This is a genomic window from Mesorhizobium yinganensis (assembly GCF_040081985.1).
Taxonomy (GTDB): domain Bacteria; phylum Pseudomonadota; class Alphaproteobacteria; order Rhizobiales; family Rhizobiaceae; genus Kumtagia; species Kumtagia yinganensis.
Genome location: NZ_JBEBMH010000006.1, coordinates 164,414 through 179,251 on the forward strand (window position 1 = coordinate 164,414; position 14,838 = coordinate 179,251).

The 14,838-nt window shown below is 64.2% G+C and carries 10 protein-coding genes; 4 read left to right on the plus strand and 6 right to left on the minus strand.

The features are described from left to right. Positions 1-49: 49 nt before the first annotated feature. The 5 genes from alaS to ilvA form a co-directional block, all read right to left on the minus strand. A complete protein-coding gene (gene alaS, locus ABMA59_RS14285; protein WP_349006031.1) occupies positions 50-2,716 on the minus strand; it encodes an alanine--tRNA ligase in 2,667 nt (888 codons plus the stop codon). A gap of 205 nt (positions 2,717-2,921) precedes the next feature. Then, entirely contained in the window at positions 2,922-4,004 is a 1,083-nt protein-coding gene (recA, locus tag ABMA59_RS14290; RefSeq protein ID WP_349006032.1) for a recombinase RecA, read from the minus strand. Positions 4,005-4,183: 179 nt separating this feature from the next. Beyond that, complete coding sequence (locus ABMA59_RS14295) at positions 4,184-4,699, minus strand: hypothetical protein (protein WP_349006033.1); 516 nt, start codon at positions 4,697-4,699, stop codon at positions 4,184-4,186. A gap of 208 nt (positions 4,700-4,907) precedes the next feature. Continuing rightward, positions 4,908-5,456, minus strand: coding sequence for a DUF1697 domain-containing protein (locus ABMA59_RS14300; protein ID WP_349006034.1), 549 nt, complete (start codon positions 5,454-5,456; stop codon positions 4,908-4,910). Further along, a complete protein-coding gene (ilvA, locus tag ABMA59_RS14305) occupies positions 5,453-6,709 on the minus strand; it encodes a threonine ammonia-lyase IlvA (protein WP_349006035.1) in 1,257 nt (418 codons plus the stop codon). The genes ABMA59_RS14300 and ilvA overlap by 4 nt, the downstream gene beginning before the upstream one ends. 199 nt (positions 6,710-6,908) lie before the next feature. On the opposite strand from ilvA, the gene ABMA59_RS14310 reads away from it, so the two are divergent. Next, on the plus strand, positions 6,909-8,075 hold the full coding sequence (locus ABMA59_RS14310) for an alpha/beta hydrolase (RefSeq protein WP_349006036.1): 1,167 nt from the start codon (positions 6,909-6,911) through the stop codon (positions 8,073-8,075). Positions 8,076-8,087: 12 nt separating this feature from the next. Here the strand turns inward: ABMA59_RS14310 and ade are convergent, their stop codons facing one another. Further along, complete coding sequence (ade, locus tag ABMA59_RS14315; protein WP_349006037.1) at positions 8,088-9,905, minus strand: adenine deaminase; 1,818 nt, start codon at positions 9,903-9,905, stop codon at positions 8,088-8,090. Positions 9,906-10,054: 149 nt separating this feature from the next. Between ade and ABMA59_RS14320 the strand changes: the two genes are divergently transcribed. The 3 genes from ABMA59_RS14320 (at position 10,055) to ABMA59_RS14330 (ending at position 14,474) form a co-directional block, all read left to right on the plus strand. After that, on the plus strand, positions 10,055-11,899 hold the full coding sequence (locus tag ABMA59_RS14320; protein WP_425475916.1) for a sensor histidine kinase: 1,845 nt from the start codon (positions 10,055-10,057) through the stop codon (positions 11,897-11,899). After that, entirely contained in the window at positions 11,896-13,254 is a 1,359-nt protein-coding gene (locus tag ABMA59_RS14325) for a sigma-54-dependent transcriptional regulator (RefSeq protein WP_349006039.1), read from the plus strand. Before ABMA59_RS14320 ends, ABMA59_RS14325 begins: the two co-directional genes overlap by 4 nt. A gap of 242 nt (positions 13,255-13,496) precedes the next feature. Beyond that, positions 13,497-14,474 carry a tripartite tricarboxylate transporter substrate-binding protein gene (locus ABMA59_RS14330; RefSeq protein ID WP_349006040.1) on the plus strand — a complete coding sequence of 326 codons (978 nt, stop codon included), beginning with the start codon at positions 13,497-13,499 and terminating at the stop codon, positions 14,472-14,474. Positions 14,475-14,838 lie beyond the last annotated feature (364 nt).

Below are 14,838 nucleotides of genomic sequence, written 5' to 3' on the forward strand. Positions count from 1 at the left end.
GCCAGCGCAAGCTCACCTCATACGCGCTTGGCGAACCAGGCGGCGCGAATCACGCGTCAAGCATCGCCGCCTTGACCGCCGCGATTGCTTCCGCCGACCGGGTTGCATCCGGGCCGCCGGCCTGCGCCATGTCGGGACGGCCGCCGCCGCCCTGGCCGCCCAGCGCGGAGGATGCGACACGGACCAGATCGACTGCGCTGAAGCGTTTTGTGAGGTCGTCGGTGACCGCGACGACGACGCTAGCCTTGCCATCCTCGGCCGCGCCGACAAAGACGACGACGCCGGAGCCGAGGCTCTTCTTGCCCTCATCCGCGAGCGGCTTCAGATCCTTCGGCGACACGCCGGACACCGATTTGCCGAGGAAGCCGACACCGGCGACGGATTCCTTCTCCACGCCACCGCCATCGTTGCCGCCACCGCCCAGCGCCAGCTTCTTGCGGGCGTCGGTCAATTCGCGCTCAAGCTTCCTGCGCTCCTCGACGAGAGCCTCGACGCGCGTCAGCGCCTCCGCCGGGGCGACCTTGAGAGTTGAAGCGATGGCCTTCAGCCGCCGGTCCTGCTCGTCGAGGTGCTTTCGCGCCGCTTCGCCGGTCAGCGCCTCGATGCGCCGCACGCCGGCGGCCACCGCGCTGTCGGAGAGGATGCGCACGAGGCCGATGTCACCGGTGGAGCGGACATGCGTGCCGCCGCACAGCTCGACCGAATAGGGTCGGTTGGACTTGGCGCCATGCAGGCCAGTGCCCATCGACACGACGCGCACCTCGTCACCATACTTCTCGCCAAACAGCGCCATCGCGCCTTCGGCAATCGCATCGTCGACCGACATCAGCCGCGTTGAGACCGGGCAGTTCTGCACGACGATCTCGTTGGCCATATGCTCGACCTGCTCGATTTCCTCGGGCGAAATCGGCTTGTTGTGCGAGATGTCGAAGCGCAGCCGGTCGGGCGCCACCAGCGATCCCTTCTGGGCGACATGGGTTCCGAGGATTTCGCGCAGCGCCTCGTGGATCAGATGGGTTGCGGAATGGTTGGCGCGCAGGCCGGAGCGGCGCGCATGGTCGACCTTGAGTTCGGCGGACGCGCCGACACGCACGGCGCCTTCCGCGACCTTGCCGAAATGCACGAACAGGCCGTCGCCCTTCTTCTGCGTGTCGGTCACCTCGAAGCGGAAACCCTCGCCCGAGATCGTTCCCGTGTCGCCCATCTGGCCGCCGGATTCGCCGTAGAACGGCGTCTGGTTGACGACCAGGCCGACGGTCTCGTCCGTCGAGGCGGTTTCGACCGACGCGCCGTCCCTGACCAGCGCCAGCACGATGCCCTCAGCCTGCTCGGTGTCGTAACCCAAAAACTCGGTGGCGCCGGTCTTTTCGCGCACGCCGAACCACACGGTTTCCGTCGCCGCCTCGCCGGACCCGGCCCAGCTCTTGCGCGCCTCGGCCTTCTGCCGCTCCATTGCATCCTGAAAGCCGTCGAGGTTGACGGAGATGCTGCGCTGGCGCAGCGCATCCTGGGTCAGATCCAGGGGGAAACCGTAGGTGTCGTGGAGCTTGAACGCCGTCTCGCCGTCGAGCATGTCGCCCGGGCCGAGCGTGGCCGTCGCCTCGTCGAGCAGTGCGATGCCGCGCGCCAGCGTCTTGCGGAAGCGGGTCTCCTCCAATTTCAGCGTCTCCGTGATCAGCGCCTCGCCCCGCGCCAGTTCCGGATAGGCCGCACTCATCTCGCGCAGCAGCGCCGGGACCAGTTTCCATATCAGAGGTTCGTTCGCGCCCAGCAACTGGCCATGGCGCATGGCGCGGCGCATGATGCGGCGCAGCACGTAGCCCCGGCCCTCGTTGGACGGCAAAACCCCGTCGGCGATCAGGAAGCAGGACGACCGCAGATGGTCGGCGATGACGCGAAACGAGGCGACGTTGTCCTTGTCCGGCCCGCGCCCGAGCGCCGAGGCTGTCGCATCGATTAGGGTGCGGAACAGGTCGGTCTCGAAGACGCTGTCGACGCCCTGCAGGATCGAGGCCATGCGCTCCAAGCCCATGCCGGTGTCGATGGACGGGCGCGGCAGATCGATGCGCTCTTCCTTCGTAACCTGCTCGTATTGCATGAAGACCAGGTTCCAGAATTCGAGGAAACGGTCGCCGTCCTCCTCCGGGCTGCCGGGCGGCCCCCCCCAGATGTGCTCGCCGCGGTCGATGAAGATTTCCGAGCAGGGGCCGCACGGACCGGTGTCGCCCATCGCCCAGAAATTGTCCGATGTCGGGATTCGGATGATGCGGTCGTCGGAGAAGCCGGCGATCTTCTTCCATAGATCGGCCGCCTGATCGTCTGTGTGATAGACGGTGACCAGCAGCTTGTCCTTCGGCAGGCCGAAATCCCTGGTGATCAGGTTCCAGGCAAGCTCGATGGCGCGTTCCTTGAAATAGTCGCCGAAGGAAAAATTGCCGAGCATCTCGAAGAAGGTGAGATGGCGGGCGGTGTAGCCGACATTGTCGAGGTCGTTGTGCTTGCCGCCTGCGCGCACGCATTTCTGCGAGGTGGTTGCACGCGAATAGTTGCGCGTCTCCAGCCCGGTGAAGACGTTCTTGAACTGCACCATGCCGGCGTTGGTGAACATCAAGGTCGGGTCGTTGCGCGGCACCAGCGGGCTGGAGGCGACGACCTCGTGACCGTTCTTCCTGAAATAGTCGAGGAAGGTCGACCGAATCTCGTTGACGCCACTCATGCCAAAACCTTTTGAAATCCCGCGCGGCGGGGGAATGGAAAAGGCCTTTTAGCGGCAGTGCCAAAGCGTGTCCACAACACCGCAAGGCGCCTGCAAAGCCTTGCGGAAAGCTTCGCCGGGAAGCAACCGTCAGGGCGCACCGTTCCAAAACAGAACCGCCGGCGCGAGGCCGGCGGCAGGTCGACACAGTCAGGAGGACAACCGGTCACATTTCCGCGGCATCGTCGAAGCCGCCATCGGAACCGTTTTCCAGCAGCCGTTCGGCGATCAGCCCGGCATTCTGGCGAAGCGCCATCTCGATCTCGCGCGCCGTATCCGGATTGTCGCGAAGGAACAGTTTTGCATTCTCGCGGCCCTGACCGAGACGCTGCGAATTGTAGGAGAACCAAGCGCCCGACTTCTCGACGACGCCGGCCTTGACGCCGAGATCGACCAGTTCGCCGGTCTTCGACACGCCTTCGCCATACATGATGTCGAACTCGACCTGCTTGAAGGGCGGCGCCAGCTTGTTCTTAACCACCTTGACGCGGGTCTGGTTGCCGACGACCTCGTCGCGGTCCTTGACCGCACCGATGCGGCGGATGTCGAGGCGCACCGATGCGTAGAACTTCAGGGCGTTGCCACCGGTGGTCGTCTCCGGCGAACCGAACATCACGCCGATCTTCATGCGGATCTGGTTGATGAATATAACCATGGTGTTGGAACGCGAGATCGTGGCGGTCAGCTTGCGCAACGCCTGGCTCATCAGCCGCGCCTGGGCGCCAGGCAGCGCATCGCCCATCTCGCCTTCGATTTCCGCGCGCGGGGTGAGCGCCGCGACCGAATCGACCACCAGCACGTCGATCGCGCCGGAACGCACCAGCGTGTCGCAAATCTCCAGCGCCTGCTCGCCGGTGTCCGGCTGCGAGATCAGCAGATTCTCCAAGTCGACGCCGAGCTTGCGTGCATAGACCGGATCCAGCGCATGTTCAGCGTCGACGAAAGCGCAGATGCCGCCCTTCTTCTGCGCCTCGGCGACGGTGTGCAGCGCCATCGTCGTCTTGCCCGAGCTTTCCGGACCGTAGATCTCGATGATGCGTCCGCGCGGCAGCCCGCCGACGCCGAGCGCGATGTCGAGGCCGAGAGAGCCGGTCGAAATCGTCGCGATCTCGACAACCTGCTCATTGGCGCCGAGCCGCATGATCGAGCCTTTGCCGAAAGCCCGCTCGATCTGCGACAGCGCCGCATCCAGAGCCTTTGATTTATCCACCGATCTGTCCTCAACAAGCCGCAATGTATTTTGCGCCATGATACATTCCCCTTGGTCGTCTATGAAGGGCGGCCGATCCGATATCCCTGATAGTTTGTACCTCTTTTGTTCGCATTTTGCAAGAGGATCATCTCATTGTTTTACCAGCACTTTCCAATATGTTCGAATTTTGTTCCATCCCCTTTGGTCGGCCAGGTTCGGCCGTGCATCCGCAGGCGTCAGGGGACTTCGACGCCGCAGGCCTGGGCCAATTGCGCCAGCGTGTCGCTGATTCCGGCGAGGTCGAATACCGCCTCGCCGCGGCCTGCAAAGACGCCGAACCGCCATGACAAATTCAGGCGGCGCGCCCGCGACAGCCGGGCCACCTGTTCGCCCCCGTCGGTCTGCACCGCCCGGCTCTTTTCGGCGAGCACCCATTGCTCGTTGAAGGCGCCGCCATTGTCGAGGCGGATCGAAACGCCGACGCTGCCATCCCCCGAGATCGTCTGGCGGACCCGCACGGCCTGGCGCCACACCGGATAACGGCGGGTCTCGCAAGACAGAACGAGCGCCGGACGATAATCGATCGTACGGGTTCCCGTGGTCAGCGTATTCAGGCTGTAGAGTGTCGCGGTGGCCGCTTCACGCCCCGTCGATACTTTCCAGCGTCCGGCCTGCTGCGCCGCCGCGTTACTGGCTTGAGACACCAAAGCAGCGAATGCGGCGACAAGAAGCCCGACAGAATTCGATCTCATGGAACCGCCGTCCGCCCCTGCCCGTTCGCGGACCAGTTTTCTTCGGGATGCTCTGTCAAAGCAAGAGCCGCCTCGACGATATGCTGGCCGCGTGTTTGACCGAAGGCTGAATGCGGCTTTGAGGCATCACACGCCGGCAAGGTCGGGCAGCGGGGTTAAGATGTGCAACCAGTTTGACGATCGTTCGGCGGCCATTTCTGCAGATTCGTTACCCCTTGGCCGCCTTCTTCGCCAGTTCCTCCAGCTTCAGCACGGAATTCCAGTTGCGCGCCGTGTTTTCCACGCCGATCAATTTGTCGAAGCGCTCCGCCATCTTCGATGTGCCGAACCCGGCCGGCGTGTGGAGATAGGCGACCTTGCCGACGATCTCGATTTTTTCGCCCTCCTTCGCATAGGCGCGGATCGCCGCGACGTTCTTGTCCTGCGGTGCCTTTTCAAGGACAGCGGCGTGCAAGAATTTCGGCACGGAGACGGCGTCCGGAAACGGGTTGTCGGCGATCAGCTTTGACCATTCTTGCTGCGCCGGTGCGTGGATCGTCTTGGTGAAGCCGAATTTTTCCCGGCAGATTTCCGCGACTTTTGCGACCGTCTTCTCGCGCGACAGCTTGGTACGAACCACGGCATTGCCGCTGTTTATGTAGGTGGCGACATTCTCGAACCCGGCCTCGGCAAGCGCCTCGCGCAGCGGCCCGGTCGGCAGTTGCGTCGCGCCACCGACGCCGCGGAACAGAAGGATGAAAACCGTCTTCCCCGTCATATGATGAACCCCGCCAGGGTCTCGTTCTCGGTGATGTCCTGATAGGCCCAACCGGCCTCGTGGAATCGTTTCGCAAGGACGCCGAAGTTTTTGGAATCCTTCGTCTCTATGCCGATCAGCACCGAGCCGAAATTGCGTGCCGATTTCTTCAGATATTCGAAGCGCACGATGTCATCGTCGGGGCCCAGCAGCGCCAGGAAATCGCGTAGCGCGCCTGGGCGCTGCGGAAAGCGGAAGACGAAATATTTCTTCAGCCCTTCGAAGCGCAGCGCCCGCTCCTTCACGTCGGGCAAGCGTTCGAAGTCGAAATTGCCGCCCGACACGACGGCGACGATGGTCTTGCCCTTCACCTCGCGCTTCGAGAAATCCTTGAGCGCGTCGATCGCGAGCGCGCCGGCCGGCTCCAGCACGACGCCCTCGACATTCAACATCTCGATCATGGTAGCGCAGAGACGGTTCTCCGGGATGAGGCGGATCGCATCCGGCGGAAAATCCTTGAGGTAACGCAGCGGCTCACGACCGAGCTCGGCCACCGCCGCGCCGTCGACGAAATTGTCGACCTTCGCGAGTTTCACGCGCCTGCCCGCCGTCAGTGCTTCCTTGAGGCTGGGCGCTCCGGCCGGCTCGCAGAATATGAAACGCGGCTTTTTGCCCTGTCCGCCGAGATAGCGCGTCACCCCCGCCGCCAGCCCGCCGCCGCCGACGGGCAGCACGACGATGTCGGGCATCGCGCCGTCCGGCATCTGCGCCGCGATTTCATGGGCGACCGTCGCCTGTCCCTCGATGATGTCCCTGTGATCGAAGGGAGGCACCATGTGCCCGCCGCTTTCCTCCGCGAAGGTCAGCGCGGCCTTCAGGCAGTCGTCGAAGAAGTCGCCGACCAACCGGATGTCGACGAACTCGCCGCCGAAATGTCTTGTCTTGTCGATTTTCTGCTGCGGCGTCGTGACCGGCATGAAGACGACGCCGCGCTTGCCGAAATGCCGGCAGACGAAGGCAAAACCCTGGGCGTGGTTGCCGGCCGACGCGCAGACGAACAGTTTAGCCCTGCTCCCCGCCCTAAGGGCCTTGCGGAAGAAATTGAAGGCGCCGCGGATCTTGTAGGAGCGCACCGGCGAAAGATCCTCGCGCTTCAACAGGATGCGCGCGCCGGTCTTGTTGGAGAGATAGAGGTTCTCCTGCAGAGGCGTCTCGGCAAAGAGTTCGCGCAGTGCTGCGGCCGCTGTCGCAACGCCCTCGACAAAATCGGTCATGCCTGTGTTTCCCGGCAAGTCTGGTTTTCATCCGGGCTATCGCACGAATGGCGCGGCGACGCCAACGCCGCGGAAGGGCGGTGTCGGCCGCAATCAAGCGTTTGAGCTTGTCGCGACGGCATTTCGCGCCCGCGCTGGACCAGGCCCCTATGGAAGGCTAGAAGGCAGTCCAGTTTCGTTTTCCGCCATCGAGGGGATCATGGCCGGGGGTCGTGTGCCGAGACTGATGCTGCTGGTTGCGTGCGCGCTTGCCCTTGCCGGCTGTGCCGGCCAGGCGACGCGCGACCTCATCGCGGCGTCGGTTACCGCCGTGCCGGCCAACGAGATTGCCGGGCGCCACCAGATTTTCGTGGCGACGACGCGGCACAAGGCGCAACGGCCGGAGGAAGTCTTCGACGGCAGGCGCTCGCCGCAAATCAGCTACGCCAAGGTCGACATCACCGTTCCGGCGATCCACAAGATCGGCGAGATCGAGCGCCGCAAGAAAGATCAGCCGGCCGACCCGTCGAAATTCATGGTCGCGGAATCGGTCACCGCCTATGACGAGCCAGCCTTCCTCAAGGCCCTGCGCGCCGACATCGCCAAGCATAACGGCCGCGCGCTGGTCTTCATCCACGGCTACAACACCGCGTTCGACGGCGCGGTCTACCGGATGACGCAGATCGTCCACGATGCGGGGTATCAGGGCACGCCGGTGCTGTTCACCTGGGCGTCGGGCGGCCGCACGGTCGACTATGTCTATGACAGCAATAGCGCCAGCGCCGCCCGCGATTCGCTCGAGGCGACGCTGCGGCTGGTGGCCAAGGCGGGCGCCAAGCGAATCGACATCATCGCGCATTCCATGGGCAACTGGGTGACAATGGAGGCTCTGCGGCAACTGGCGATCTCGGGCGACCGCGATCTCGGCAACCGGCTGGGCGACGTTGTGCTGGCGTCTCCGGACATCGACGTCGACGTCTTCAAGTCGCAGATGGCGCGCTACGGCGTGCCGGACAAGCCGTTCATCCTGTTCCTGTCCAACGACGACCGGGCGCTTCGCATCTCCGGCTTCATCGCCGGCGCCCAGCCGCGGGTCGGCGACTACGGCAACGCCGCCGATCTCGCCAAGCTCGGCGTCATCGCCGTGGACTTGTCAAAAGTCAATTCAGGAGACCGCCTGAACCATACGAAGTTCGCCGACAATCCGGTACTGATCCAGATTCTGGGCGCGCGGCTGAAGCAGAACAGCAGCCTGGTCACCAACCAGGAAGAGGCAGACGAGCGTGTGGCCTCGTTGACGCGCGGCATCACCGGCACGCTGTCTTCGGCGGCGGAAGTCATCATCACCACGCCGATCAACGTGGTGCGCATCGCGGTCGGGCAATAGGCCCGGAGCCTTTCAGAGGAACAGGTCCACCTTCTGGAAGGTCGTAACATCAACCAAACCGACGTCGGAAATGCGCAGTTCGGGGATGACGACCAGCGCCAGCAGCGAGTGCTGCATGTAGGCGTTGTTCAGGCTGCAACCCATGTCGCGCATGGCTTTGGTCAGTCTGTCCGCCTTCTCCGCGACGATCTCGGCGCGCTCGTCCGACATCAGCCCGGCAATCGGCATCTCCACCAGCGCCAATTCCTTGCCTTGCGAGATCAGCACCACGCCGCCACCGATCTCGCCGAGCCGGTTGGCGGCCATCGCCATGTCCGCCTTGTTGGTGCCGACGACGATCATGTGGTGGCTGTCATGCGCGACGGTCGAGGCGATGGCGCAGTCCTTGACGTAGCCAAAACCGGAGACAAAGGCGTTGGTGACGAGGCCGGTGCCGCGATGCCGCTCGACAAGCGCGATCTGGCAGACGTCGTTTGCCCGGTCCATGGCCACAAGCCCGTCCTCGACGCCGAGATCGGCCTCGAGCGCGCGGGTCGGCGCCTGGTTCTCGATGACGCCAATGACACGCGCCCTCACCTCGTTGGCACCCGTGGGCGCAGCGATATCGAAATCAGCGGCCTTCAGCTTCTTGCCGAGTTTGACCGTGTTTTTGGCCTTCTTCGGATAATCGTAGGCCGGAATCTCGACGACCAGCCTGCCATCCTTCGCCAGCTTGACGCCGCGCGCGAAAACCTCGTCGATTTTCAAGGTGGGCAGGTCGGAAACAATCAAAAAGTCCGCCAGCCGGCCCGGAGCGATCGAACCGATCTCGCGGCCCAGCCGAAAATGCTCGGCGGTGTTGATGGTCGCCATCTGGATCGCGGTCACCGGCTTCAGCCCCTGGGCGATGGCATGGCGGACCACGCGGTCCATGTGCCCCTCATGCACCAGTGTGCCGGAATGGCTGTCGTCCGTGCACAGGATGAAGTTGCGCGGGTCGATCCCCTGCTCGGTCACAGCCTTGATCTGCGCCGCGACATCGTACCAGGCTGACCCCAGCCGCAGCATCGCCTTCATGCCCTGGCGGATGCGGGCGATGGCGTCCTCGGCGCGCGTGCCCTCATGATCGTCCTCCGGTCCGCCGGCGACATAGCCGTGGAAGGCCGGGCCGAGATCGGGCGAGGCATAATGGCCGCCGACGACCTTGCCGGCTTTCACCGTCTCGGCGATCTCTCCGGACATCACCTCGTTATTGGCGATGACACCTGGAAAATTCATCACTTCGCCGAGACCGATGATGTTCGGCCAGGTCATCGCCTCGGCGACATCCGCGACAGACAGCGCCGCCCCCGCATGCTCCAGCCCCGGTGCGGAGGGAACGCAGGACGGCATCTGCACATGCACGTTGACCGGCATGTCGACCGCCTCGTCATGCATCAGCCGCACGCCGTCCAGCCCCAGCACATTGGCGATCTCGTGCGGGTCGACGAACATCGAGGTGGTGCCGTGCGGGATGACGGCGCGGCAGAATTCGGTGACGGTGACCATGCCGCTCTCGACATGCATGTGGCCGTCGCACAGGCCTGGCACCAAATAGCGCCCGCCGGCATCGACGACCTTGGTGCCCTTGCCGATGGCGTGGCCGGCATTCGGGCCGCAATAGGCGAAACGCCCGCCGACGATGGCAAGGTCGGTGCCGGGGATGACCTCGCCGGAATGCACATTGACCCAGCGGCCGTTGCGCACGACCAGATCGGCCGGCTTGCGCCCCGTGGCGACGTCGACCAGCAGCGTCGCGTTCTCCTGCCAGGATTTCGGTTTCTCGAATCGGGGTGCCGGGGTACGGGCCATCAGTCGGGCGACTCCATTTTCCGACACATTGCCAAGCCGTGGCGAAGATTACCAGTTCCGTGCGGAATACTCGCCTATTGATCCGCCGATTGTATCGACTGCCGCCTGGCTTATACTGTCTTCCGGCACGGCCTGGGCAATGGTGGTCGATGGTTTCGAGGTTTTTCAGCGGACGGGGCGTTTGGATCGCCGTGCTGTTGGCGGCTACCGCCGCGCTGATTGCCTTATCGGTCCATCGCTTCGCCACCCGCTCGGCACTGGACGAAGCCGCGTCTCGCGGCCAGACGACCTTGCGGCTGGCGGTCGCCGCGCTATCGGGACAGATGCGCCGCTATGAGCCGCTGCCGAGGCTTATCGCCGACCAGGAACTCATTCGCGAGTTGCTTGCCGAACCGGATGATCCGGCGCTGCGCGCCGAGGCCAACGCCTATCTCAAGGAGATCAATGCGCTTCTCGACTCGTCCGACGTCTACGTCATGAAGACCGACGGCGAGACGATCGCCGCCAGCAACCATGACAGCGAAATCAGCTTCGTCGGCGAGAATTTCACCTATCGGCCCTATTTCCAGGACGCAATGGCCGGAAAACTCGGCCGTTTCTTTGCCCTCGGCACGACCTCGCTGAAGCGCGGCTATTATTTTTCGGCGCCGGTGATGCTCGATAATTCCGTTCGCGGCGTCGTGGTGTTCAAGGTCGATATTGACGCAGTCGAGGCATCGTGGAGAGGCGGCAACAACGAGATCATCGTCACCGACCCCGAAGGCATCATCTTCATGAGCGGCAGGCCCGACTGGCTCTATGCCAGCATCAAGCCGCTGACCCAAGATCGTCTCGCCCGCACCGCCGAATCGCGCCGCTATGCCAACGCGGTGCTGCGCGAACTGCCAGTGTCGCGAGGGATGCCGGAGGCCGGGCATTATTTCCAGACGATCGCCGGGGAGCGCGGCTCGCGCGAATTTCTGGAGCTTTCGGAAGACATGCCGAACGCGGGCTGGACGGTAAGCGTGCTGACCGACACGGCGTCGGCCCGCGGGCAGGCGCTGACCACCATGATCGCCGCCCTACTGCTGCTCGGACTCGCGGCGCTGCTCGGCGCCATCGTCCTGCAACGGCGCTCGCGGCTCGCCGAGCGCATGGCGATGCAGAAAAGTGCCCGTGCCGAGCTGGAGCGGCGTGTCGAGGAGCGCACCGCCGACCTGGAGGCGGTCAATGAGCAGCTCGAACTGGAGATCGCCGAACGGCGCGTGACCGAGCAACGACTTAGGCAGACGCAGGCCGATCTGGTCCAGGCTGGCAAACTTGCGGCGCTCGGCCAAATGTCGGCGGCACTCAGCCACGAATTCAACCAGCCGCTGGCCGCCGTGAAGAATTATGCCGACAACGCCGCGGTGCTGATCGACCGTAACCGGGCGGCGGAGGCGCGCGACAACGTCTCGCGGATCTCCAGCCTCGCGGACCGCATGGCCACTATCAGCCGCCACCTGCGCAACTTCGCCCGCAAACCCAATCAGAAGCTTGGACCTGTGTCACTGGCTGAAGCCATCGCCGACACGCTGGAAATCGTCGGCAGCCGCCTGAAAAACGCCGGAGCGCTCCTCTTGGTTGATCTCGACTCGGACCCGCCGGTCGTGATCGCCGGCGCCGTGCGCCTTCAGCAGGTGCTGGTCAACGTCATCTCGAATGCGGCGGACGCCGTGGAGGGACAAGAAAACCGCACCATCGCACTGTCGGCACGCCGCGAGGGCGGCAAGGTGTCAATCGTGGTACGCGATCATGGGCCGGGCGTGCCGCCGGCCATTCTCGACCGCATCTTCGACCCGTTCTTCAGCACGAAAGGCGTCGGCAACGGACTGGGACTCGGGCTCTCCATCTCCTACAACATCGTCAAGGATTTCGGCGGAAGCCTTTCAGCCGCCAATCATCCGGAGGGCGGAGCGGTTTTCACCATCGTGCTTGACGTAGCCGGTTCCTCCCTTGCCGAGGCCGCTGAATGAAGGCGCCGACCATCCTGCTCGTCGACGACGAGGACGAGTTGCGGCGTTCCGTCGCCCAGTCGCTCGATCTGTCTGGCTTTGCCGTGCGCGATTTCGCCTCCGGCGGCCGGGCGCTGGACTTCGTCAGCCAGGGTTTCAACGGCGTCGTCATAACTGACATCCGCATGCCCGGCATGGACGGTATGACTCTGATGGGCCGCATCCGCGAGATCGACCCGGACATTCCGGTAATCCTGACGACGGGCCATGGCGACGTCCAGCTTGCGGTGCGAGCGATGCGCGAAGGCGCTTACGACTTCATCGAAAAGCCTTTCACACCGCAGCATCTGGCCGACATGACAGGGCGCGCCATGGACCGCCGGCGGCTGGTCCTGGAAAATCGCGAGCTTCGCGCGGTCGCTGGAAAACGCGACGACATCGAGGCGCGGCTTCCCGGCCGTACCGCTGTCATGGTCGACCTGCGCTACCGCATCCGCGCTGTCGCGGCGACGGATGCCGACGTGCTGATCATCGGCGACACCGGCACAGGCAAGGAGGTCGCCGCGCGGGCGCTGCACGACATCAGCCAGCGGGCCATGAAACCCTTCATCGTCATCAACTGCGCCGCCCTGCCCGAGGCTTTGATCGAAAGCGAGTTGTTCGGCCATGAAGCGGGCGCCTTCCCCGGTGCTTTGCGGGCGCGCTTCGGAAAATTCGAGCATGCGCGCGGCGGCACGGTGCTGCTCGACGAGGTCGGCTCCATGCCGTTCGAGTTGCAGGCCAGGCTGCTGCGCGTCATCCAGGACCGCAGCATCACCCGCCTCGGCTCCAACGAGGCGGTGCCGCTCGACGTGCGTTTCATCGCCACCAGCAAGGCCGATCTGGAGGCAGAAGCAGCCGCCGGGCGTTTTCGCGCCGACTTGCTCTACCGGCTGAATGTGGTGACCCTGCGCGTGCCCGCGCTCAGGGCTCGGCTGGAGGATGTGCCCCTGCTTTTCCTGCATCTGGTGAACGAGGCCAGTGCGCGCTATCGCCGCGACAAGGTCGAGGTGCCACCCGCGGTGATCACCGACATCGCCCGCCGCGACTGGCCGGGCAATGTGCGAGAGTTGCGCAACACGGCCGACCGTTTCGTGCTCGGCCTCGGTCTTCAACCTAGGGAAGAAGCCGCCGACGGGGATGACCCAGAAAAGACGCTGGCCGAGCGCATCTCGGACTACGAACGCAAGCTGATCGAGCGCGCGCTCGCCGCGCATAACGGAAGCCTGAAGCCCGTCTATGAAAGCCTGGGGATCGGGCGCAAGACGCTTTACGAGAAGATGAAGAAATACGGGCTCGATAGCCATGATCACACGGTCGAGGAAAAGCCGTACTGAGTTTCGGTCTCCCGACGCCCTGACGCGCCGACATGGGTGGATTTCCACCCATGTCGATGGCGTGATGTTTCGACTTCCACCCGAGATCCCCGGGATACTGGCACATAGCGAGCGCGAAATCCGCCCGCGACATTGCATTCTCGGCATGAAGCGTCATTTCAATAGCGCATTCGCCGCCGGTTCAGGGAGGACTGCTTCGCGATCCGGCCGGGTGTATGTCTTAAAGCCCAGGGAGGACTTTCATGAAAAAACTGCTCACGACCCTTGCCGTCGCCGCCTCGTTCACGATGGCCGCGTATTCGGCCGATGCCCAGACCTATCCGGAACGGACGATCACCGTGGTCGTCCCCTTCGCGGCGGGCGGCCCGACCGATACGGTCACGCGGCTTGTCGCGGAGGCGATGTCGAAGGATCTTGGCCAGCAGATCGTGGTAGAAAATGTCGGCGGCGCCGGCGGCACGCTGGGCGCCGGGCGCGTGGCCTCGGCCGATCCGGACGGCTACACGCTGCTCCTCCACCATATAGGCATGGCGACATCGGCCACGCTCTATAGAAAACTCGCCTACGACACGCTGAACGCCTTCGAATATGTCGGCCTGGTCACCGAAGTGCCGATGACCATCGTGGCACGCAAGGATTTCGAACCCACCGACCTAAAGGGCCTCGTCGAATACGCCAAGACCAACGCGGACAAGGTGACCGTTGCCAATGCCGGCATCGGCGCCGCCTCGCATCTCTGCGGCATGCTGTTCATGTCGGCGATCGACACGCCGCTGGTGACCGTGCCGTACAAGGGCACCGGCCCAGCCATGACCGACCTGCTCGGGGGGCAAGTCGACATCATGTGCGACCAGACCACCAACACTACCAAGCAGATCCTCGGCGGTACGATCAAGGCTTACGCCGTCACCACCCCGAAGCGCCTCGACGTGCTGCCGGACGTGCCGACCACGGACGAAGGCGGGCTGCCCGGCATGCAGGTCGCCGTCTGGCACGGGCTCTACGCGCCGAAGGGCACGCCGGCAGAGGTCACCGAACGACTGTCGAAATCGCTGCAACTGGCGCTGAAGGACCCGAACGTGGTCGCCCGCTTCGCCGAACTCGGCACCACGCCGTCGCCCGAGTCCGACGCCACGCCGGCGGCGCTGAAGGCCAAGCTGGAAAGCGAAATCACCCGCTGGAAGCCGATCATCGAGGCAGCCGGCCAATACGCCGACTAAGTTTTGCTGCCGTCTGCCGATTGGGGCGGTTGCATGGGGCAGACATTGGCTCTTCGAGCCCTAGCCCTATTTGAGGCAGGCAATAGCTTATCGACATTATCCTCTCCGATCCGGCTTCGCCGTTTCGGAGAGGCACGACCCCCACTCCGGCCCTTCGGGCCACCTCTCCCCCTGCCCGGGGGTGAGGAACCCAAGGTGGAGAAGCGCCGGTATCGCGGCAGCGCGTTTCCTCTCCCCCGGGGCAGGGGGAGAGGTGGCGAGCGTAGCGAGGCGGAGTGGGGGTGATGCCTCGGCGTCTCGCAGTAGACGAGGCGGTGAGGATCACTCGGCACAGTGGGTCTAATAAGCGCCCTGCCCTTTGCGG